The organism is Sphingobacterium populi, assembly GCF_001586775.1.
Classification (GTDB): domain Bacteria; phylum Bacteroidota; class Bacteroidia; order Sphingobacteriales; family Sphingobacteriaceae; genus Sphingobacterium; species Sphingobacterium populi.
On sequence record NZ_LQXS01000002.1, the window covers coordinates 455,107 to 476,039 of the forward strand.

Genomic DNA, 20,933 nt, shown 5'->3' on the forward strand with positions numbered 1-20,933 from the left:
TTAATTTTATCTGTTGTTAAGACCTCGATGGCCAGTGGCCGCGAGGTCTTTTTTTATGAATTTGAATTGATGACCGACGTACGCGCATCCTTAGGAATGCGAAGAACAAAGGTATTAAGCGATGAATCGCCATTGTCATAAAATAATTCGCCACTATGCAGATTGGTGAACGAATAAGCTAAAGCCAGTCCTAAGCCAGAGCCGCTAACCTGATAATGTACGCTCGAGCGATGAAAAGGCTTAAATATTTCGACCACATCAGCAGCTTGTAGCTTTATACCATCATTTTTGATGACGCAGCTAAATGTATCGCTGTCTGCATCTTCACTCAATGTGATGATCACTATACTATCGGCATATTTAACAGCGTTGGAAAGTAGATTGCTGATAATCTTATAGATCACCTCCACATCAATATAGGCTTCCACAGCTTCTTGCAGGCGTAAGCTTACCTGTAGCGATCTGTTTTCGATTATAGGATCAAATTCCGTCACACAGAGTCGTACAAGTGGAGCTATGTTTTGTAACTGAAGATGCAAAGACACTTCATCACTCTCTACTTTACGAAAATCAAGCAACTGCTCTGTAAGTGAAATTAACCTATCCGTGTTGATCTGTATGGTATTCAGCCATTTGCTTGTTTTTTCATCATGTGGCAGCGTATGTATTTTTTCCAAAGGAGCTTTGATCAGCGTGAGTGGCGTCTTGATTTCATGCGTCACACGCATGAAAAAATCCATTTTTGCTCGGTACAGTTCACGTTCCTTGTGCGACTTTATCGTTTGTAATCGGCGTCGGTTTTTCTCTCGCACATGGCGATCGTAAAAATAGATCGCCAGGCTAATCGCAGCCAGAATAAATATACCGTAAAACACAAATGCAGGAAGGCTTGCCCATAGCGGCGGTCTGATGATGATTTGTAAGTGTTTCTCTTTCGAAATCGGTAATCCATTTGCATCGCATGCCAATACTTGAAAAGTGTATCTTCCGGGTGGAATTTTAGTAAAATTCGCTTTATTGTTTTTACGGAGAAATGTCCAAGCCGAATCCAGTCCAAGCAATCTGTATCGGTACGAAGTGGATTGCGCAGAAACGTAATTAAGAGCAGCAAAATCAATGCTTATTGTGGATTCATCGTGCTCTAAAGTAATTGCATCGGCGTACGTAATCGATCGGGTAAGATCTCCAGGCGCTCCGCCAATAGTAAGCTCTCGTTGATGAGATTGTATGCCAGTAATGTATATCGGCGTCACCATGTTGGTGCGGTATAGCGAGCTTAACACTTGCGGATTAAAGCGAATTAGGCCTTTCGTGGAACCAAAGTACAGGTATCCCTGCGAATCTTTAAAGGCAGAGTTATAGTTGAACTGAAGGTCCAAAATTCCGAGCTCGGTATCGAATGTCTCCACAGCTTTTTTATTGTATTCCATTTTTACCAAACCTTGCGATGTACTGATCCATATATTATGCATCACATCTTGTTCAAATCCCAAAATCATATTGCTAGGAAGGCCATTTCTAGTGGTTATGCGCTCAAAGTTGTTGTTGTTTTCGTTCCAGAGTGCTATACCACTTTCGGTACCGATCCAAATCTGCCCGGTATGATCTTGAAATACACGATTTGCACGATTGCTGTTGATCGAATTTTTATCTTTAGGGTCATGCCAATATCGCTCTAGAGTGCCCTTACTGCGATTGAGTTTGATCACACCGTTTCGCCAAGTAGTTAACCAGATATTTTCTTTTTTATCTTCAAAAATGGAGGTATAAAACACATGTTTGGGTGCATGCTGTACATAACTAAAACGGTCGGCTCCCGCAAAAAATTGGTATAAACCTTTGGATGTTGCCAAGAGCACGCTCGAGTCACGAGTCTTATATATCGAATACACAAAATCGTCGCCTAACGCACCCTGAGTTGATGCGATGTTGAAAGATTTGAGCACTCGCTTGCTTCGTACATCCACTACGTCCATGCCCTTGTAGAATGTACCTACTAGCAGACTGTCGCCCACTAATGCTAGACCATGTACGTTACTGTGAGAAAGTCCAGAATTCGGATCCAACGTTTCGAACGTATTGCTTTTAGGATTCCAGCATGTCAGTCCTTCATCTTCCGTTCCTATCCAGATATTGTAATACTGATCTTCAATAATCTCTCTCGTTGCATGCCCTTGAATAGAATTCCTCGAATAGCGAGGAAATATTTTCTCAAAAAAGTTGTGTTGCTGATGGTAATAGTTCAAGCCACCAAAAAAAGTTCCTATCCAAATGCCTTGTTGGTGATCCTTTATGATGGTATACAAAGCATTATCACTCAAACTCCATGGATTATCCTTCTCATGTCGTTGAATAGAATACGTGCCATCTTTCTTATTATAAAGCAAGAGCCCCATTTCTGTGGCAATCCATAGTTGATTTTGATCAACTTCTATAATATCTCGAACAAAAAGTGGCGTATTAGCTTGGATATTAGGAATCACGTGCGACACTTGTTGACTAGATCCCGACAATTTGTATACACCGTTACTAGATGTGCCTATCCATATATCATTTTGCTCATCCACGTATAATTTCTCGATGCGGTTATTCCAGTTTGGGTGAACCTTTAACGTATAGCGATCTTTCGTAGCGAGCGAAATGATGCTTGTTCCAGTGCCGTACCATATCTTATTGTCTCGATCGATACAGAAGTGCGCGACATGATCTTGCGTATAACTTACTTTGCAAGTCAACTTCCGCTCCTTAATATCGTAATGAAATAACTCATTATTAGCCACAAACCACATGTCTCCGGTACGATCTTTTTGAATTTGGACGATTTCTTTGGTGAGCGTTTCAGTTAGCAATGAAAAAGTTTGTCGGTACGGATCAAAAATGTACAGGCCTTGATCGGTGCCCACCCAAATTTCCTTATTATCAGCTACACAAAGGCTATGAATGAAATTACTCCCTAATCCACTTTGGCTGGTGGGATCAGCATAATAAGTTTTGAAATTATAACCATCAAATCGATTTAGCCCATGTCGCGTGCCAAACCACAAAAAACTATCCTGATCTTGGGCACTGCACAACACAGCATTGTTAGACAATCCATTTGCGACCTGAAAATTGTTGAAATAAAGCTGTGCAAAAGCACTACTTGTACTCAAAAATAGCCAACATAGCGCTATGCGCAGCCAAAGCCGAACCGACATCAATGAGACGATTTTAAACGTTTTTGAGATAAATCGACAAATTTTTAACATGATTATTTCACACTTTTGCAATAGGTAGACGCGTGAAAATTTGCTTATTTCACTTGCAATTATAAACAAAATAAAATAATAGATGCGTGCTTATTCAGGACGTATCGACTGTTATCGCTAACTATCATATTTATTTAAACTAGGTTTCTCGTGGTACTAGCTATACCACTAAATACTAATATTAAACCATGAAACTACATCTCTTAATCATAGGCCTCCTTGTATTTCAGGTAGCTTGCAAGCAGTCTGTTTCAGAGCAGGTGCAGCCGAAAAATCCATTGGATGTACCATTTGGCGATCCTTTCGTGTTATATGACAAGCCTTCTGATCGGTATTACATGTATGGTACAGGCGGAGTAGATAATGGTTTTGTGGTGTATGTGTCTGATGATATGACCTCCTGGGAAAAAGAAGGCGTAGCCTATACTAACGAGCAAGAACACGCTTGGGGTGTCAAAGATTTTTGGGCACCAGAAGTTTACGAGTATAAGGGAAAATATTATCTCTTTTACAGTGCCCACTGGAAGGATAATCCTACTAATGAAATTGAAAATTTCCGAATCGGAGTGGCAGAATCTGATAGTCCGTTGGGACCGTTTATAGACCAATCTTCGGGCCCTATCTTTGATCCTGGTTATCCAATAATTGATGCAAACCTCTATTTCGCCGACAATGGGAAGGTATATATGTATTATTCGAGATGTTGCTATAAGCATGCTGTAGATTCTGAAATTTCGAGATGGGCAAAAAAGGAAGGAATGTTTGACTCGATAGAAGAAAGTTGGATATATGGTGTAGAATTAGCCGCCGATTTTTCCCGTGTAGTTGGTGAGCCTGTGCTTCTATTACGTCCCCCAGTAAATATGGACGATCAACAATCGGAATGGGAAAGCCGCTCGGTGACAAGCGGTGAAGTGAACCGCCGATGGACGGAAGGATCTTATTTGTTTAAAGAAGGGAATACCTATTATATGATGTACTCTGCGAACTATTTTGGTGGAGAAAATTACGCAGTGGGGTACGCCACATCTACTCATCCTCTTGGACCTTTTGACAAATCACCTAATAATCCCATTCTGCAGAAAAACACTACCGAAGGAGGAATCGTAACAGGAACAGGTCATAACAGCTTAGTAACCGATCGCAGCGGGACTACTTGGTGTGTATATCACGCTCGCACAAACAAAACTGGAGATCAGCGCCTGGCTTTTATCGACCGTTTGGTGATCGATAAACAAGGTAATCTTCGCGTGGACGGACCAACAGTAAATATCGAGGATTAGCAATAAAAAGTATTTAAAAGCCATTAGTTATGAATTTCAGTATGCTCTTGTACAGATTTCTTGTGCGCCTTAGTACGGTCATGTCTTCTGTAGTACTAATATGTTGCAGTTATAGTAACGAATCGCCGATGAAGAACAAGCAACACCTGGCAGATTCTCTTTCCATTTTTGCAGCAGATCCCACGATTTTTGAAGACAATGGCGTCTATTATCTGTATGGCACCGATGGAGATCAGCCCAATCAAGGATTTCGCGTTTATCGATCATCAAATCTTACACATTGGGAGGGGCCAGTAGGAGCTAATAATGGGTTTGCGTTAATTAAAGATGATGTCTTTGGCGACAAAGGATTTTGGGCACCACATGTATGGAAGGAAGGAAATATTTATTATATGGCATATACAGCTAATGAAAATATTGCCATTGCACAAAGTTCATCGCCACTTGGTCCATTTAAGCAACAGCAGCAGGCACCTCTTATTACAGAGGGTAAGCAGATCGATCCATTCGTTTATCGTGATGACGATGGTAAAAAATACCTTTACCATGTTAAGTTGCAAAATGGCAATCGCATTTTCGTCGCCGAGCTGAATAACGATTATGCATCTATCAAATCAGGAACATTAGTGGAAATATTGGATGCCTCACTACCTTGGGAAAACACCGATAATGTTTCTTGGCCAGTCGTTGAAGGTCCAACGGTGATCAAACGGGATAATAAGTATTACCTCTTTTATTCTGCAAATGATTTTCGAAATCCGTATTACGCAGTCGGGTTAGCAGTAGCCGACCGACCTAGCGGGCCTTGGGTTAAATATGGTAATGAGCCACTTTTAAGTGTGAATCACACGTCGTGGCCTGGTACAGGGCACGGGGATGTTTTTCAGAAAAATAATCAATGGTTTTACATATGCCATACCCACAACTCGGCTACTGCAGTGGGTCCACGTCGTACCGCTATCGTTCCATTTGATTGGAATTTAGAAGACGAAAATGGGATCAAAAAGCCTGTGTTTAGGGGAGAAAGTATTCAGTTTCTACAGATTTATCCATGATATTTGACTTTTCCATAGTATTACGTTAGTGATACAAATTGAAATGAATTTGATCGGATATGGTACAATTTACACTATAAAATGGTTAACTTTGGGATAGCAGTCCTTAAATAAACTATTTATGGTAAGGCATTTTTTCAGGGTTTAATTCGTGAAACCATTCTGAAACGGCCATCGGTTACATGCAAAAATCTCTAGCGAGGGTCAGGCGGACTGCTTAACTGAAGCTTATTTCTGCAAGAACACCAAAAATCGAAGCTTTTCGTAAAGAAAAAGCAACTAACCAAATGGACAGAAAAAAATTTATTACCAATACAGTACTATTAGCGGCCTCCATTACAAGTTGGGGAGCATTTGCCCAATCGTATACTGCAAAAGCGGTGCGCGTTGGCGTAATCGGCATCCACGGTATGGGCTGGTCCAATTTGAAAGCTATCCTACGAGATAGTCGGGTGCAGTGTACCGCACTCTGCGACGTAGATAAAGAGGTGCTCGCACAGCGCGTTGCTGAGTTAGCCACTCAAAATATAAACGTAACAACGTATACAGATTATAAAGAGTTGCTAAAAGATGCGAATGTTGATGCCGTAATTATAGGTACACCAGATCACTGGCACTGTTTGCAGATGGTAGATGCTGTACACGCAGGCAAGCACGTGTACGTAGAAAAACCGATTGGAAACTCTATCGTCGAATGCGAAATCATGGTGGCAGCAGCACAATCACGTAACGCTATCGTGCAAGTTGGGCAGTGGCAGCGTAGCCAGCAGCACTTTAAAGACGCAGTCGACTTTGTGCATTCGGGTAAACTAGGGAAGATTCGGCAGGTAAAAGCTTGGTCTTACGTTGGCTGGAAAACACCTATTACGAAAAAGCCTGATGCAATAGCACCATCCTATGTTGATTATGAAAAGTGGCTCGGCCCAGCTGAAAAGAGAGCGTTCAATCCCAATCGTTTCCATTTCGAATTTCGATGGTTTTGGGATTATGCCGGCGGTCTGATGACCGATTGGGGCGTACACATGTTGGACTATGCGTTGCTAGGTATGAAAGTATCAGATCCAGTATCAGTGATTGCGGCAGGAGGTAAGTTTGCCGCGCCAGATGGCGCTTCAGAAACACCCGATACGTTGACGGCAGTGTACGAGTTTGAAGATTTTAATATCCAGTGGGAGCACACAGTGGGTATTAGCGGCGGACCTTACAGTCGTGATCATGGCGTCGCTTTCGTCGGTGATAATGGCACGCTAGTACTCAATCGTGCTGGGTGGGAAGTCATTCCCGAAGGAGATCGTATGCCAGCTGTAGTCTTCCAAAAAGCGGTCGATGATGGCTTAAATAAGCATATGGTGAACTTTGTAGACGCCATCGTACAACAGAAACCGCAAATATTGAATGCTCCAATAGAAGCTGGTGCACATATCGCCATTTTTGCACAACTGGGCAATATTGCGTACCGATCGGGTCAAAAATTGTATTGGGATAAACATAAACGCAAGTTTACAGACAAACAGGCAAACAAATTACTTGCTACTCGTTATCATAATGGGTACAGCCTGCCAAAATAGAAAAGGTTCTTTTAACACTAATTCAATAAACTAGAATTATCAAACAAAAGCTAAAGATGAGTACAAAATTGATGATAGAAAGAAAAGTAAAATCTTGGTGTCAAGTAGCAACCATTGCCGGTGCTGCTTTATTAATTGGCTTGCCGACACAAAGTTTTGCACAAAAACGTGGTTGGACGGATTTATTTGACGGACAAACGCTACAAGGCTGGAAAGCAGTCGGTGGCAAAGCGCCTTACCATGTCGCAAATGGGGAAATTGTCGGAACCATGACCAAAGGTACGCCTAATTCTTTTTTAATCACAGAGCAGGAGTACGGTGACTTTATTCTTGAGTTGGATATTAAGCTAGAAGGAGTGGAAACCAATTCTGGTGTACAAACGCGCAGTCACATCGATATGCAGGCAGATGGCGGTAGAGGTCGTGTATATGGCCGCCAGGTAGAAGTAGATCCTAGCGATCGGGCTTGGACAGGTGGTATTTATGACGAAGCGCGGCGCGGTTGGTTATACCCATTAGATCTGAACGAAAAAGCAAAGTCGGCTTATAAGAGAAATGAATATAATCACTTACGCATCGAAGCTATTGGTGATGAGCTACGCACTTGGGTAAACGGTGTACCCGTTGCCTATGTAGTCGATACGTTGGATCAGAAAGGGTTTATCGGATTACAAGTTCATAGCATCACCGACGATCAGGATGGCAAAAAGGTGTATTTCAAAAATATACGCATACAGACCGAGAACTTGAAACCTTCTTCTTTTGCCAAAGAACAACACATCGTAAACCTTAAGCCGAACCACCTCAGTGCAGCCGAAAAGAAAGCTGGCTGGCATCTATTGTTTGATGGAAACTCCGCCGATCAGTGGCGCAGTGTGCGCGATCAAAACTTCCCTGCACAAGGTTGGAAAGTAGGTGATGGCATTATCAAAGTGCAAAAATCGGATGGCGGTGAATCTACCAATGGTGGCGACATCATTACGCGCGACAAGTATGCCGTTTTTGATCTTTCTTTCGAATTCAAATTGACACCAGGTGCTAACAGTGGTGTAAAATATTTTGTTACGCTCAAGGAGCAAACTGTAGGCTCGGCGATCGGTCTGGAATTCCAAGTGTTGGACGACGCACTGCATCCAGATGCAAAGATGGGACGCGATGGCAACCGTACTTTGGCTTCATTGTATGATCTCATTACTTCCAAACGCGATGACCGTGCTCGTAGACCAGTAGGGCAGTGGAATCGTGGGCGCGTTGTGGTCGACGCAGACAATAACGTAACGCATTACCTAAACGGTGTTAAGATGGTGTCTTACAAACGCGGATCGCAAGAATTCAAGGACCTAGTAGCCAAAAGTAAATACAAAGATTGGGAAAACTTTGGTGAAGCTAAAGAGGGGCATATTCTACTCCAGGATCATGGTGATGAAGTGTCATTCCGCAATATTAAAATTAATAAACGCAAATAAACCCGCACCCTAAAATAAACGAACTATGAATCATTATTTATCGCGCAGGAGCTTTATTTCTCGTACTGCTATGGCTGGCGGCGCTATGTTGCTATCGAATAGCGTTCTAGGTAACGTACAATTAGCCTCGGCTAATGAGCGTGTCAATCTTGCTTGTGTTGGTATTGGTAATCGTGCCGCTGAAATTATCAAAGAGCTTTATAAAACTGGCTTATGTAACGTGGTAGCGCTTTGCGATGTCGACATGGGAGCCAAACAAACGCAGGAAATTCTTCAAATGTTTCCAGATGCTCGTAAGTTTCAGGATTTTAGGCGGATGTTTGACGAAGCCGGAAAAGATTTTGATGCAGTATCGATCGGTACGCCAGATTTTGCACACTTCGCAGTCACCATGCTAGCCATCGATCAAGGTAAGCATGTGTATGTTGAAAAACCTATGGCACAGACATTCAACGAAGTTGAACTGATGATGCAAAAGGCAAAAAAACACCATAATGTCGTTACGCAGATGGGCAACCAAGGGCATTCAGAAGCCAACTATTTCCAATTTAAAGCATGGAAAGAGGCCGGGATCATCAAAGATGTAACGCGTATCGATGCACATATGAATATGCCTCGGCGTTGGCATGGTTGGGATCCAAATATCAAGCGATTTCCAACAGCCGAAGCGATTCCTAGTACTTTAGATTGGGAAATATGGCAAATGCAAACCTTAGGACACGATTATAACAAAGATTTTGTGAACGGACAATGGCGTTGTTGGTTTGATTTTGGTATGGGCGCTTTGGGTGATTGGGGAGCACATATTTTAGATACGGCGCATGAATTTTTGGCGTTAGGTTTGCCAACGCGTGTGGAGGCAGTAATGTTGGATGGACATAATTCCTTCTTCTTTCCGATGTCCTCTACACTAAAATTTAGCTTTCCAAAACGTAAGAATATGCCGAAGCTAGATATCAATTGGTACGATGGTATCGATAATCTTCCACCTATTCCCGAAGGCTATGGCGTATCTGGGCTAGATCCCAATATCCCACCGCCAAGTACAGGAGCGATAGAACCTGCCAAACTGAATCCCGGTAAAATCATCTACGGTAAAGATTTGACTTTCAAAGGTGGATCGCATGGCAGCACGCTCTCAATCATTCCAGAAGACAAAGCGAAGGAAATGGAACGCCGCTTGCCAGAAGTGCAGGCATCTCCATCCAATCACTTTGCCAACTTCTTGAAAGCCTGTAAAGGAGAAGAGAAAACCCGTTCTCCTTTTGATATAGCAGGTCCGCTTAGTCAAGTATTCTGTCTTGGAGTAATCGCGCAAAGGCTTAATACCAAAATGGACTTCGATCCGGTACGGAAGGAAATCACGAACGATCAATTTGCTAATGCTCTGCTAGTTGGTCCGCCGCCTGCAAAAGGTTGGGAACAATTTTATAAAGTATAGCTTCGCATTACAAACAGCTGTCAATCACGGATTATACTATCAAGTAATACATCAGAAAAACATCTATAATGAACAAACTACGCATTTTAGCTTGTGTGGTAGCGGTCGGCTTTGCCTCGGCCAAAGCGCAAGAATGGAAGCCAGCAGGCGATAAGATCATGACCACTTGGGGCGAAAACCTCAATTATAAACAACCGCACCCCGAGTATCCGCGGCCACAGTTAGAAAGAACCGACAATTGGAAAAATCTAAATGGTCTGTGGAAATATGCTATTGTTGAGCAAAACGTATCGGCTGCACCGACGCAATGGGATGGAGATATCTTGGTGCCCTTCGCCGTCGAATCATCCCTTTCTGGCGTAGGTCGTTCACTTAGCAAAGACCAAGCGCTATGGTACAAAAATGAAATAAGCGTGCCCAAAAATTGGCAAAAAGGAAAAACCTTACTGCACTTTGGTGCAGTAGATTGGCGCTGCGATGTCTACATCAATGGTCAGCATATTGGCCAGCACGAAGGCGGATTTGACCCATTCTCTATGGACATCAGTGCAGCATTGAAAAAGGGAGAAAAGCAAGAAGTCGTGATTCGCGTATGGGATCCTACAAGCGATGGGCCACAACCTCGCGGCAAGCAGATTAATAATCCGCATGGCATATGGTATACACCAGTGTCGGGTATCTGGCAAACGGTATGGATCGAATCTGTGCCGAAAACGTACATCGTAGCAACCAAGCAAACGCCGAATGTAGACAAATCAACTTTATCGGTATCGGCGACTATCGAAGCGGCACAATCAGGCGACCAGTTGATTGTCGAAGCATTTGACGGTAGCAATAAAATCGCAGAAGCTACGGCGGCGGCCAACAGTACAATAGATCTGCCCCTACAAAATATCGAACTGTGGAGTCCTGATAAACCCAAACTTTACGATCTACAGGTGAAAGTACTGCGAGGTGGCAAAGTCGTAGATCAGGCAAAAAGTTACTTCGCTATGCGCAAAATCAGTATGAAAGCCGACGATCAAGGCATACAACGTATGTACCTAAATGATAAGTTCGTTTTCCATTACGGTCCACTCGATCAAGGTTGGTGGCCTGACGGTTTGCATACCGCACCATCGGATGAAGCGCTAAAATTCGATATTATTAAAACGAAGGAAATGGGCTTTAATATGATTCGTAAGCATATTAAAGTAGAACCAGCACGATGGTATCGCCATTGTGATAGCTTAGGGATTTTAGTTTGGCAAGATATGCCTAGTGGAGATTTAGGAGGTAATACGTGGGATATGCAGCCCGGAAAAATATCCAATGGAAAGCACGATAAAGACCGTACGCCAGAATCGGAGGCAATCCATCGTAAAGAATGGAAATCCATCATGGATCAGTTACACAACTTTCCAAGTATCGTAATCTGGGTACCATTTAATGAAGCATGGGGACAGTTCAAAACGAAGGAAATGACCGATTGGACGATGACGTATGATCCATCTCGTTTGGTTAATAGTGCGAGTGGTGGCAATTTTGCCTATGTTGGTCATATATTAGATATACACAACTATCCTGATGCCGCCATGCCCGATCCACGGCTGTTTGGAGATCAGTTTATCCTTGCTTTAGGAGAATATGGTGGATTTGGTTTGCCGATCGACGGACACACTTGGCAAGATAAAGATAACTGGGGCTATGTGTCGTTTAAAAATAAAGAAGAACTGAAAGAACGATATCAAAAAGCAATAAACGACCTCTCTAAGTTGATCCCTAAGGGATTGTCGGCAGCGGTATATACGCAGACAACAGATGTGGAGGTAGAAACAAATGGTCTGATGACGTACGACAGAAAGGTAATCAAAATTCCAGAGGATACTCTCGAAAAAATGCACAGCGTTTTATATGTACATTGATTTTGTGTAAGCTTTTTAAAAGTCCCTTAAATGATAATTTAAGGGACTTTTTTTTGTTTTGATACCAAAATGTTAAGCGTCCGCAGATTTAAATTTATTTAGATAGAGGGCTAATTTCTCTTTATCATGATGAAACGAAAAAGATCAACAATTACAAAAGCTAAAATGTTAAAAGGGATAAGTAATATCCTAATAGAAGAAGGTTGCGGTAAGGTCAATGTTGCCTCCGTCAGTGCCTACAGTGGTATAGATCGTAAATTACTTTATTATCATTTCGGAAATTTTTCGAATATGATTGCTCAATTTCTACAGCTGGACGATGTGCAGTTTAAGGAAGCATCGGTAGATCCAGAAGATGATCAAGCGATAGGAAACTTTGTAAAACAACGAATGAATACATTACTTGCTAACCCTTTACTAAGTCAGGTACTCGTTTGGGAGCTTTCTGCAAAAATTCCGGCCTTGCAAGAATATGCTAAACTTCGAAATCAAAATGATCAAAATTTTATTCAAAGAAGAAGTCAAAGCTTAGATGACTCAGAGGTTAAAATAGATCTGGAAGCTATATTTGCTTTATTGGTAGGTGGTGTACAGTATCTTTCTGCATACTCGCACCATAATAAAAAACCATTTTTTGGAATTAATTTTCAAAATGAGCAAGAGCGCCAACATGTATTGGATCTGTTTGATAGAATGTTAAGCGATATAGAGCAAACAGTCGAATTATAAATATACGAATGCTATCAGGTAAAAAGTTCGAATAACGTCTGAACTCCCATGTACGCCATAATCATAGCGATAGCGATTCCAGCGTAAGTGAGCCAGATGGGTTGACGATACTGACCCACAATCGTAGTTTGTTGTGCGGCTATAAGCATTACCGCAAGAGCCAGTGGAAGAATAAACCCATTAAGTGCGCCTGCTACGACCAAGGTCTGTACGGGGTTACCAATGCATGCGTATAAGATACAAGAGATCAGAATAAAGCAGACCGTTACCACTCGTAGATTGGATTGGATAACAGTATGGAAGCTTTTGATAAAGGTAATAGAGGTATAAGCAGAGCCAATAACAGAGGTAATAGCTGCAGCCCACATCACCAGTCCAAATATTTTGTATCCCAATGCGCCCCCGGCCCATCGGAATACCGAAGCAGGTGGATTGTTCGGGTCAATTAGATGACCTGCCGAAACGACACCCAGCGCCGCAATAAATAGCAGAATACGCATTACCGAAGCAATTCCTATAGCACTTATTGCGCCGCGATCTACCGTACGTAGATTATCAACGCCATGTATGCCCTGATCCAATAGCCGATGTGCGCCTGCAAAGGTGATGTAGCCACCTACAGTACCACCGATTATCGTGACAAGTGCCGTAAAACTAAAGTGCTGAGGTGAAACAGTGCGCACTGCTGTTTCGAGTAAGGGTGGGTTGCTCTTAAATGCGATATAAAGCATGAGAAAAATCATCATAACACCGAGGATTTTGACAAAGATGTCCATCGCTCGGCTTGCTTCCTTATATAAAAAAATCCCAATCGCTATGATAGCGCTGCATACGGCTCCCAGGGTAACATCCATGCCAAATAGGACTTGTAAACCTAGGCCGGCACCTGCAAGATTCCCAATGTTAAAAGCCAAACCTCCAAAAGCCACCATAGCAGCCAATCCATACCCGAGACCAGGTAATAATTTATTTGCTATCTCTTGAGCAGGTGATCCGCTTACAGCTACTACACGCCAAATATTCATCTGAGCAACAATATCGACCAAGATAGAAGCAAGGATAATGAATCCGAAACTCGCGCCCAATTGTGAGGTGAATAAAGCGGTTTGTGTTAGAAAACCTGGTCCGATCGCAGAAATCGCCATCAGAAATGCTGCGCTCAACAGCGCTCCCCAATTCGATTTTTTCATGATATAGGTGCGTTAATTTCTATGTTTTCTTTTCGGAGGTGGGTGTTTAGGTCTTCAGCAAATGAAAGCGCATGCTCTCCGTCTCCGTGAATACAAATGGTTTCTATGTCGCGAGGTATCTGTGTGCCATTAATACTGCGGACGGCTTTATGCTTTATCATCAGGATGGATTGCTCCAAGGCTTCTTCTCTATCGCTAATTATGGCCAACGGGTTTTGACGCGAGACCAATGTGCCATCCGATTGATAACGTCGGTCGACAAAACCTTCCTGTACTACTTTAATACCTTGCTCTTTCGCAATATCCACCGTAACACTACCTGCTAAAGCATATAACTTAAGCGATGGATCAAAATCTACGATCGCGCGTACAATAGCCTCCGAAAGAGAGCGATCTTCGGCTACCATATTATAGAGCGCACCATGGAGTTTTACATGTTTTAGAGTACCTTTTGCAACATGAACAAATGCCGCTAATGCGCCTATTTGATAAAGCACTAATTGATAAGCTTCTTTAGGAACAATAGGTAGCGGTTTTCGTCCAAAATTAGCTTTGTCATCTAGTCCTGGATGTGCGCCAATAGCAACGCCTTTGCGTAGCGCTGCAGCCACGGTTATTTCCATGCGCATCGCGTCGCCAGCATGGAACCCACACGCAATGTTGGCCGACGAAACCAAGTTTAGTAAAGCTTCATCTTGTGTATTGGTCTGGCATCCCGGCGTTTCGCCCAAATCGCAGTTTATATCAATGCTGTACTTCATTTGGTGTAGTATCGGAGGTCGATTGCTCTTCTTATTTTTTGAAAATAGTATTGTTCATCAAGATATAAAACTTCAGCCTCTTTGGTCGAAATCTCCTGAAAGTAAATTTGATCACCCGGTTTTAATTGTCCGCAAAGCGGTAGATCAATAGCGGCTACTTGCGCTATACGAGGATATCCGCCCGTGGTTTGGCAATCTGCCATTAGAAGTACCGGCCTTCCATTTCCGGGTATCTGTATCGTGCCTGGTAATACCGCAGTCGAAAGCAATTCTGCTTTATTGATCCGTTGGATATCATGTCCTTCCAAGATGTAACCCATGCGGTTACTATTGCGATCCACTTCAAAGGCCGAAGAAAGAAATTTATGCCAGCTTTCTGTACTAAACCAGTCGGCTTCCGGTCCACGTACTACACGAATGACTGGTATATCTGGCGTCGTCAAATTTCTACCTGATCCGATATACCAAAGCGGAAAGCTGCGATTGCTTTGTTGCAACTGCGTGAAGAAAGACTGATGTTCCGTGGTCCACGCTGTGGCACACAGTATATCGCCATTCTGAAGCAGCCGTCCATTTATACCGCCGATTTTGGCTTGCAAATAAGTGCTCCTGCTTCCCATAGCAATTGGAACATCCCATCCGCCGGTGGTGGCAAGGTAAGTTCTACATCCCATTCCGTCAGGGATTAATTTTAATCGTGTGCCTTTCACCAGTGCCAGTGGGCGATTAGCTGGTAAAGGGATTTTTCCGTTAGCCAACACAGCGCCTTGTCCAGCATACGCTAACAACATATCTGAAAGGATTTCTATTTCAGCCTGTGCATAGGTTAGTTCTATTACAGCGGCTTGGGCTGCATTGCGGAGAGCCTCGTTGGCGATACGAACTGATAAGGTATCCATCGCACCTGCCTTAGGCACACCAAACGACAGATAGTCCAGACGCCCTAGGTCCTGAATAGAACTGAATGGTCCTGCTTTAAGAAGTTTTATTGCCATAACAATCTTGTCGATATGCGTCAAAATGGGAGTGATCCATAGCTTCGAAACGAATTTCTTGACCGCTTCGCAGCAATATAGGTGATGCCTGCTCAGGATCAAAAAGTGGCAGGGGCGTACGCCCAATGAGTTGCCAACCGCCAGGACTCTCTAAAGGGTAGATGCCAGTTTGTGCGCCTGCGATTCCTACTGATCCTGCGGGTACTTTTTGTTGTGGTGTCGTTTTTCGTGGCGTCGCTAAAGATGGGTCGAGTCCACCGAGATATGGAAATCCTGGCAAAAAACCCATCATATAAATAAGATATGTAGTAGATGTGTGGCGTTTGATAATTTCTGATGCGCTAAGCCCTGTATGTGCTGCGACATGCTCTAAATCCGGACCGTACTCACCACCGTAACATACTGGTATGCTGAGAACGTCGGTCATGAATTCCGTTTGTGAAGGTTGCTGCTGCATAAGTATACTGATATGGTCGAATATCCATTCAGCTGTGCTCTGCGCACCTATGTCGTACGCAGATTTTAGAACAAAAGGATCGTACTGTATGCACAGCGTCGTATACGCTGCTACGGTAGTCAGCAAGCCGGGAAAGGGGGCATGCTTTAGCAAATTTTCAACAAATCGTATTTTTGGAGGAATTGCGGGATCTATACGGTCTCCGAAAACGATAGTAACCGCCTTTTCTCCCAATGCATAATATCCAAATAAATCATTCGCGTTAAGAGGTAGGGCATCCATAATGAATTTTACAATAGGGGAAATAGAGAACGATGTGGTTTAACATCGAATCCATCTCGGAGTGTATCAAAGAAAAAATTGTTTTGTCGATTCTCACTTAGTAACGACGAAAGGCGGATTGATCCTTTTGTGGTCATCAATTCGTGATAGCCAAAAAACACATCTCGATTTTGCTGAATTGCACCAATGGATTTTACCGCTGTGATATCTCGGTATATATTCACCGAGTAATTACCCTGTGCGCTGTCTTCAATCCACAAGTCGGAGGTCTGAGGATTGAACCATACTTTTCGTTTACGAATCGCATTCATGTGGTTGGCGAGCAAGAAGATCTGGCAAATGAGATACAGTGCTATAGGCAATAAAATGAGTAAGATCTTGATTTTTAATCCTAGTAGCAAGATGATAAGTAATAGGATGCCGCCCGTACCTACCGTTAGCGCTGTAGAGCGAATTGCCCGTTTGGTGTCTGTCGGATCTGCTTCTATCGAAATATATCCAGGACGGATTTTTTTTATTGAAGCCGTGCCAAAAGAGCGCTTCAAACGGCTGAAGCTGAAGTACAGTAACATGCCAAGAAGGGCGCCTATAAATAAGATCTTTAGCATAGGAGATTAATATTGCTCGGATTCATTCGGGTAGCTTCCAGATTTCACATCGTCGACATATTGCGATGCGGCTTTACTAATATCGCTATATAAATCAAGATATCTGCGCAGAAATTTAGGCTTAAAATCTTTGGTCAAGCCCAGCAGATCGTTCACCACTAACACCTGTCCATCACAGCCATTGCCAGCTCCAATTCCAATAGTTGGGATCCTGAGCAATTGCGACACCTCCTTAGCTAATTGAGCAGGTATTTTCTCCAGTACCACGGCAAAACAGCCTGCTTCCTGAAGAAGTAACGCGTCTGATTTTAGTTTCGCAGCTTCTGCTTCTTCCTTCGCGCGCACCCCAAAGTCACCAAATTGGTAGATAGATTGCGGCGTCAGGCCGAGGTGTCCGCATACAGGAATGCCTGCTTGTACGATCTTTCGAATATTGTCAATCACCTCCACACCGCCTTCCAATTTCAAGGCATGTGCGCCTGATTCTTTCATCATGCGCACAGCCGCGTTGTATGCATCATGTACAGCGCCTTGGTACGTGCCAAAGGGCAAATCGGCTACGACCATAGCGCGTTTTGCGGCACGTGCTACCGACGCCGCGTGATAAATCATCTGATCGAGCGTAATAGGCAAAGTCGTCTCATGGCCTGCAAAAACATTCGCTGCTGAATCACCAATTAGTAAAACATCTAAGCCTGCCTCATCCAGCACACGCGCCATCGAATAATCGTACGCGGTGAGCATACTGATTTTCTCTTGGCGTTGTTTCATACTTTGTAAACTAGATGTAGTGACTCTCTTTATAACGTTGTGGACTGACATGTACTTGATGTGTTTAATGAAATAAATGCATAGCAGATTGGCTATGTGCACTAAGCAAAAGTAGGTATTTTGGGAAGATAATCTAAAAGTCTCTGCTTATTTGTATTTTTGCCACATGATTCAAGCCGACGTACGTCTTTTCAAATTTCCGAAATTTGAAGATCTGATTATCCATGAAGATGAGAATCTGATCGTCATCAATAAGCCACCCTTTGTATCGTCATTAGATCAGCGAGAGGGCGATGAAATCAATATTTTACGATTAGCGAAACGCTATCACGAGGATGCGCAGGTGTGTCATCGTCTAGATAAGGACACGTCGGGTGTATTATTGATTGCCAAAAACCCAGAAACCTATCGTGCCGTATCCATCGAATTTGAAAGACGACGCGTGCGCAAGGTATACCATGCCATTATCGAAGGTACACATACCTTTGACGATTTGTTGGTCGATCTTCCGATCTTAAATCAAGGCAATAAAAATGTATCCATCGATCGGGCAAATGGAAAGCGCGCAGAGACGTTCTTCAAAAGCATACAATACTTCAAGCATTACACATTGGTCGAATGCCGGCCAGTAACAGGTCGTATGCACCAGATTCGTATTCATCTGGCCACGCAGCGCGCTTCGATTGTAGGCGATGCGATGTACAAAGGCAAGCCTGTGTACCTGTCGCAGATCAAAAAGCGAGGTTTTACGCTTTCCAAAAGCCAAGAAGAGCAACCTATCATGAAACGCTTTGCCTTGCATTCCAAATCGGTAGCTTTCGCTATCGACGGTAAGGAATATGCTTTCGAAGCCGATTACCCAAAAGATTTCGCTACTTTGCTAAAGCAGTTGGAGAAATTTGATCTATAAACACGATGACGATGGATAATAAGCCTAGATTTTCTTTAGGAAGTAAGATAGTATACGGTATACTGGTTGTGCTCATTTTGTTGATGTTTTGGCCTGCCAGCCGAGCAGTATTGCAACAGGGACTTATGAAAATTGGTTTATTCAAACCAAAGATCGAAACAAATCCGGCAAGCAATGATGAGCGTGAGCGTACTTCCGATGTGGTTGCTAGCGCTGAAGGTCTTAAACTGATGGATGTTGATGGTCAAATGATTCACACGAAGGATCTCAAAGGGAAAGTCGTGTTTATTAATTTTTGGGCAACTTGGTGTGGTCCCTGTGTGGCCGAAATGCCTTCAATTCAAACCATGATCAAGAACATCGGCGTGCAAGATGATATCAAATTTATGTTGGTAGAGGTAGACGGTGATATGGCTGTTGCGCAGGAGTTCTTGAAGAAGCAAAAGCTGGATTTGCCGATTTTTGTGCCAAGAAGTGCGATTCCTTCTACCTGGATGAGTGGCGCCATTCCTGCTACCGTCGTATTGGACAAACATGGACAGCGCGTATTTACGCATAAAGGAATGGCCGATTATAGTGACCCAGAGTTTGTTGATTATTTAAAAAAATTAGCCGCCGAATAAGTTGTATGACTAGAGAATCTTTGTTTAAAGAAATTGTAAGTAAGAAAAGTTTTCTATGTGTCGGGCTTGATACCGACTTAACCAAGATTCCAGAGCATCTTCTGGGAGAGGAAGATCCTATCTTCGCGTTCAATAAAGAAATCGTGGCGGCTACCGAAGATTTATGCGTCGCTTACAAACCTAATATCGCTTTTTATGAGTGCTACGGCACCAAAGGATGGGAATCACTTCGTAAAACCTGCGAGATACTTCCAAAAAACACACTTCGCATCGCCGATGCTAAGCGCGGCGATATTGGCAATACTTCTAAAATGTATGCGCAAGCTTTCTTCGACTCCAATGTTTCTGGTTTAGATTTTGATGCCATTACCATCGCGCCCTATATGGGAGAAGATAGCGTCACGCCATTTTTGGAATTTGAGAACAAATGGGCAATCGTACTGGCACTAACCTCCAATGCAGGGAGCAAAAATTTCCAAAATTTTTCAGATAAAGCTGGCAAACAGCTGTTTGAAGAAGTAATCGATCAAGTGAATACGTGGGGCAGTACCGATAATATCATGTATGTGGTAGGAGCCACTCGTGGCGAAGCTTTCCTGAACATTCGCGCACATGCACCAGATCATTTTCTATTGGTGCCTGGAGTAGGAGCGCAGGGCGGATCGTTGGAAGAAGTATGTCAATACGGTATGAATGCGCAATGCGGTTTGCTAGTCAATAGTACACGCGCAATCATTTATGCTTCTAGCGGTCGCGATTTTGCGGACAAAGCGCGCGAGGAAGCGATTAAAGTACAAAAACAGATGGAAGCCGAGTTGATTCGCAAAGGAATTATTTAGCGTTAAACTCCATTAAGATGATTTGGCACAGTATTTCGGTATGGTTGCGCATCACCTTAATTGATTCTATGAATAAGAATTTTCTTCTCTTATACCTGCTTGCTGCGTTCGTATTATCAGGATGTAGCTCTATCTACCAACCAAATGTACCTGCTACGCCTATGTTTGCTAATCAAGGAGAAGTATATGCAGCAGCGCACAGCAATATTAAAGGAAATGCCAGTGGCAATCTCGCTGTCGCTGTCGGCAAGCATGTAGCCGTGATGGCTAATGGGTCGTATGTAGATAATTCATCAGGAAATCAGGAATACAAACAATACATGTACGAAGGCGGGCTGGGCTACTTCACCACTTTCGGCAAAAAATCGGATCGTATTTTCGAATTATATGCTGGTTATGGATTGGGCAATGCGCGCGATGCAGATACACGTGCCACAACGACTGGTATGATGCCAACTGAGATTCGGGAGATGGATTTTGAAAAGATTTTTGTGCAAGCCAATATATCACGCAAGCGCGAAAACGTACGATTATTTGGCCGATCCCGAGAATTCAGCTACGGAACAGCCATTCGCGGAAGTTTCATTCGTATGAAAGATTTCTGGATTGATGGGATAACATCGCCTATGGAGGAGAATTTGTTTATCGAGCCTGTCTTCTACACTCGTATGCAGCTCAACAGATCATTCCAACTCCAATACACCAATGGATTTAACATTGGTGTGGTCGATAATAATTATTTGAAAGCGGGCAATGCTGTATTCACCCTGGGATTGATTTATAAGTTTTCGAAGTAGCACGTG

Annotated in this window: 18 protein-coding genes; 11 read left to right on the plus strand and 7 right to left on the minus strand. The window is 43.1% G+C overall.

The annotated features are described in order from the left end of the window. Positions 1 to 53: 53 nt before the first annotated feature. Positions 54 to 3,197 carry a ligand-binding sensor domain-containing protein gene (locus tag A0125_RS06290; protein ID WP_066753718.1) on the minus strand — a complete coding sequence of 1,048 codons (3,144 nt, stop codon included), beginning with the start codon at positions 3,195 to 3,197 and terminating at the stop codon, positions 54 to 56. A gap of 239 nt (positions 3,198 to 3,436) precedes the next feature. On the opposite strand from A0125_RS06290, the gene A0125_RS06295 reads away from it, so the two are divergent. The 7 genes from A0125_RS06295 (at position 3,437) to A0125_RS06325 (ending at position 12,694) form a co-directional block, all read left to right on the plus strand. After that, positions 3,437 to 4,531, plus strand: a complete 1,095-nt coding sequence (locus A0125_RS06295) for a glycoside hydrolase family 43 protein (protein WP_066753720.1) — start codon at positions 3,437 to 3,439, stop codon at positions 4,529 to 4,531. Positions 4,532 to 4,659: 128 nt separating this feature from the next. Then, a complete protein-coding gene (locus A0125_RS06300) occupies positions 4,660 to 5,586 on the plus strand; it encodes a glycoside hydrolase family 43 protein (protein ID WP_156472438.1) in 927 nt (308 codons plus the stop codon). Between the two features lie 287 nt (positions 5,587 to 5,873). Next, entirely contained in the window at positions 5,874 to 7,154 is a 1,281-nt protein-coding gene (locus A0125_RS06305) for a Gfo/Idh/MocA family protein (RefSeq protein WP_066753722.1), read from the plus strand. Positions 7,155 to 7,210: 56 nt separating this feature from the next. Then, positions 7,211 to 8,620: a 3-keto-disaccharide hydrolase gene (locus A0125_RS06310; protein ID WP_231863143.1), complete on the plus strand. Its 1,410-nt coding sequence runs from the start codon at positions 7,211 to 7,213 to the stop codon at positions 8,618 to 8,620. Positions 8,621 to 8,645: 25 nt separating this feature from the next. Then, positions 8,646 to 10,061: a Gfo/Idh/MocA family oxidoreductase gene (locus A0125_RS06315; protein ID WP_066753724.1), complete on the plus strand. Its 1,416-nt coding sequence runs from the start codon at positions 8,646 to 8,648 to the stop codon at positions 10,059 to 10,061. A 68-nt stretch (positions 10,062 to 10,129) separates the two neighbouring features. Continuing rightward, the gene (locus A0125_RS06320; RefSeq protein WP_066753726.1) at positions 10,130 to 11,965 is read left to right on the plus strand and encodes a glycoside hydrolase family 2 protein; all 1,836 of its coding nucleotides are present in this window, start codon (positions 10,130 to 10,132) and stop codon (positions 11,963 to 11,965) included. Between the two features lie 126 nt (positions 11,966 to 12,091). Further along, positions 12,092 to 12,694, plus strand: a complete 603-nt coding sequence (locus A0125_RS06325) for a TetR/AcrR family transcriptional regulator (protein ID WP_156472439.1) — start codon at positions 12,092 to 12,094, stop codon at positions 12,692 to 12,694. A gap of 14 nt (positions 12,695 to 12,708) precedes the next feature. Here A0125_RS06325 and A0125_RS06330 read toward each other — a convergent pair whose 3' ends face one another. From A0125_RS06330 to panB, 6 genes are read right to left on the minus strand one after another with little or no spacing between them, the layout of a single operon-like run. After that, complete coding sequence (locus tag A0125_RS06330) at positions 12,709 to 13,884, minus strand: NRAMP family divalent metal transporter (RefSeq protein WP_231863144.1); 1,176 nt, start codon at positions 13,882 to 13,884, stop codon at positions 12,709 to 12,711. Next, positions 13,881 to 14,645, minus strand: coding sequence for a LamB/YcsF family protein (locus A0125_RS06335; RefSeq protein WP_066753734.1), 765 nt, complete (start codon positions 14,643 to 14,645; stop codon positions 13,881 to 13,883). Before A0125_RS06335 ends, A0125_RS06330 begins: the two co-directional genes overlap by 4 nt. Beyond that, positions 14,642 to 15,640, minus strand: a complete 999-nt coding sequence (locus A0125_RS06340; RefSeq protein WP_066753736.1) for a 5-oxoprolinase subunit C family protein — start codon at positions 15,638 to 15,640, stop codon at positions 14,642 to 14,644. Before A0125_RS06340 ends, A0125_RS06335 begins: the two co-directional genes overlap by 4 nt. Beyond that, entirely contained in the window at positions 15,621 to 16,379 is a 759-nt protein-coding gene (gene pxpB, locus A0125_RS06345) for a 5-oxoprolinase subunit PxpB (RefSeq protein WP_082784927.1), read from the minus strand. Before pxpB ends, A0125_RS06340 begins: the two co-directional genes overlap by 20 nt. Before the next feature lie 8 nt (positions 16,380 to 16,387). Continuing rightward, on the minus strand, positions 16,388 to 16,987 hold the full coding sequence (locus A0125_RS06350; RefSeq protein ID WP_156472440.1) for a hypothetical protein: 600 nt from the start codon (positions 16,985 to 16,987) through the stop codon (positions 16,388 to 16,390). A gap of 6 nt (positions 16,988 to 16,993) precedes the next feature. Beyond that, positions 16,994 to 17,809, minus strand: a complete 816-nt coding sequence (gene panB / locus A0125_RS06355) for a 3-methyl-2-oxobutanoate hydroxymethyltransferase (protein ID WP_066753740.1) — start codon at positions 17,807 to 17,809, stop codon at positions 16,994 to 16,996. Between the two features lie 115 nt (positions 17,810 to 17,924). Between panB and A0125_RS06360 the strand changes: the two genes are divergently transcribed. The 4 genes from A0125_RS06360 to A0125_RS06375 are packed head-to-tail and all read left to right on the plus strand — an operon-like array spanning position 17,925 to position 20,927. Beyond that, positions 17,925 to 18,668, plus strand: coding sequence for an RluA family pseudouridine synthase (locus tag A0125_RS06360; protein WP_066753742.1), 744 nt, complete (start codon positions 17,925 to 17,927; stop codon positions 18,666 to 18,668). 11 nt (positions 18,669 to 18,679) lie between these two features. Then, positions 18,680 to 19,291 carry a TlpA family protein disulfide reductase gene (locus A0125_RS06365; protein ID WP_082784957.1) on the plus strand — a complete coding sequence of 204 codons (612 nt, stop codon included), beginning with the start codon at positions 18,680 to 18,682 and terminating at the stop codon, positions 19,289 to 19,291. A 5-nt stretch (positions 19,292 to 19,296) separates the two neighbouring features. Next, positions 19,297 to 20,130, plus strand: coding sequence for an orotidine-5'-phosphate decarboxylase (pyrF, locus tag A0125_RS06370; RefSeq protein ID WP_066753746.1), 834 nt, complete (start codon positions 19,297 to 19,299; stop codon positions 20,128 to 20,130). Positions 20,131 to 20,147: 17 nt separating this feature from the next. Continuing rightward, positions 20,148 to 20,927, plus strand: coding sequence for a hypothetical protein (locus A0125_RS06375; protein ID WP_231863145.1), 780 nt, complete (start codon positions 20,148 to 20,150; stop codon positions 20,925 to 20,927). Positions 20,928 to 20,933: the final 6 nt, after the last annotated feature.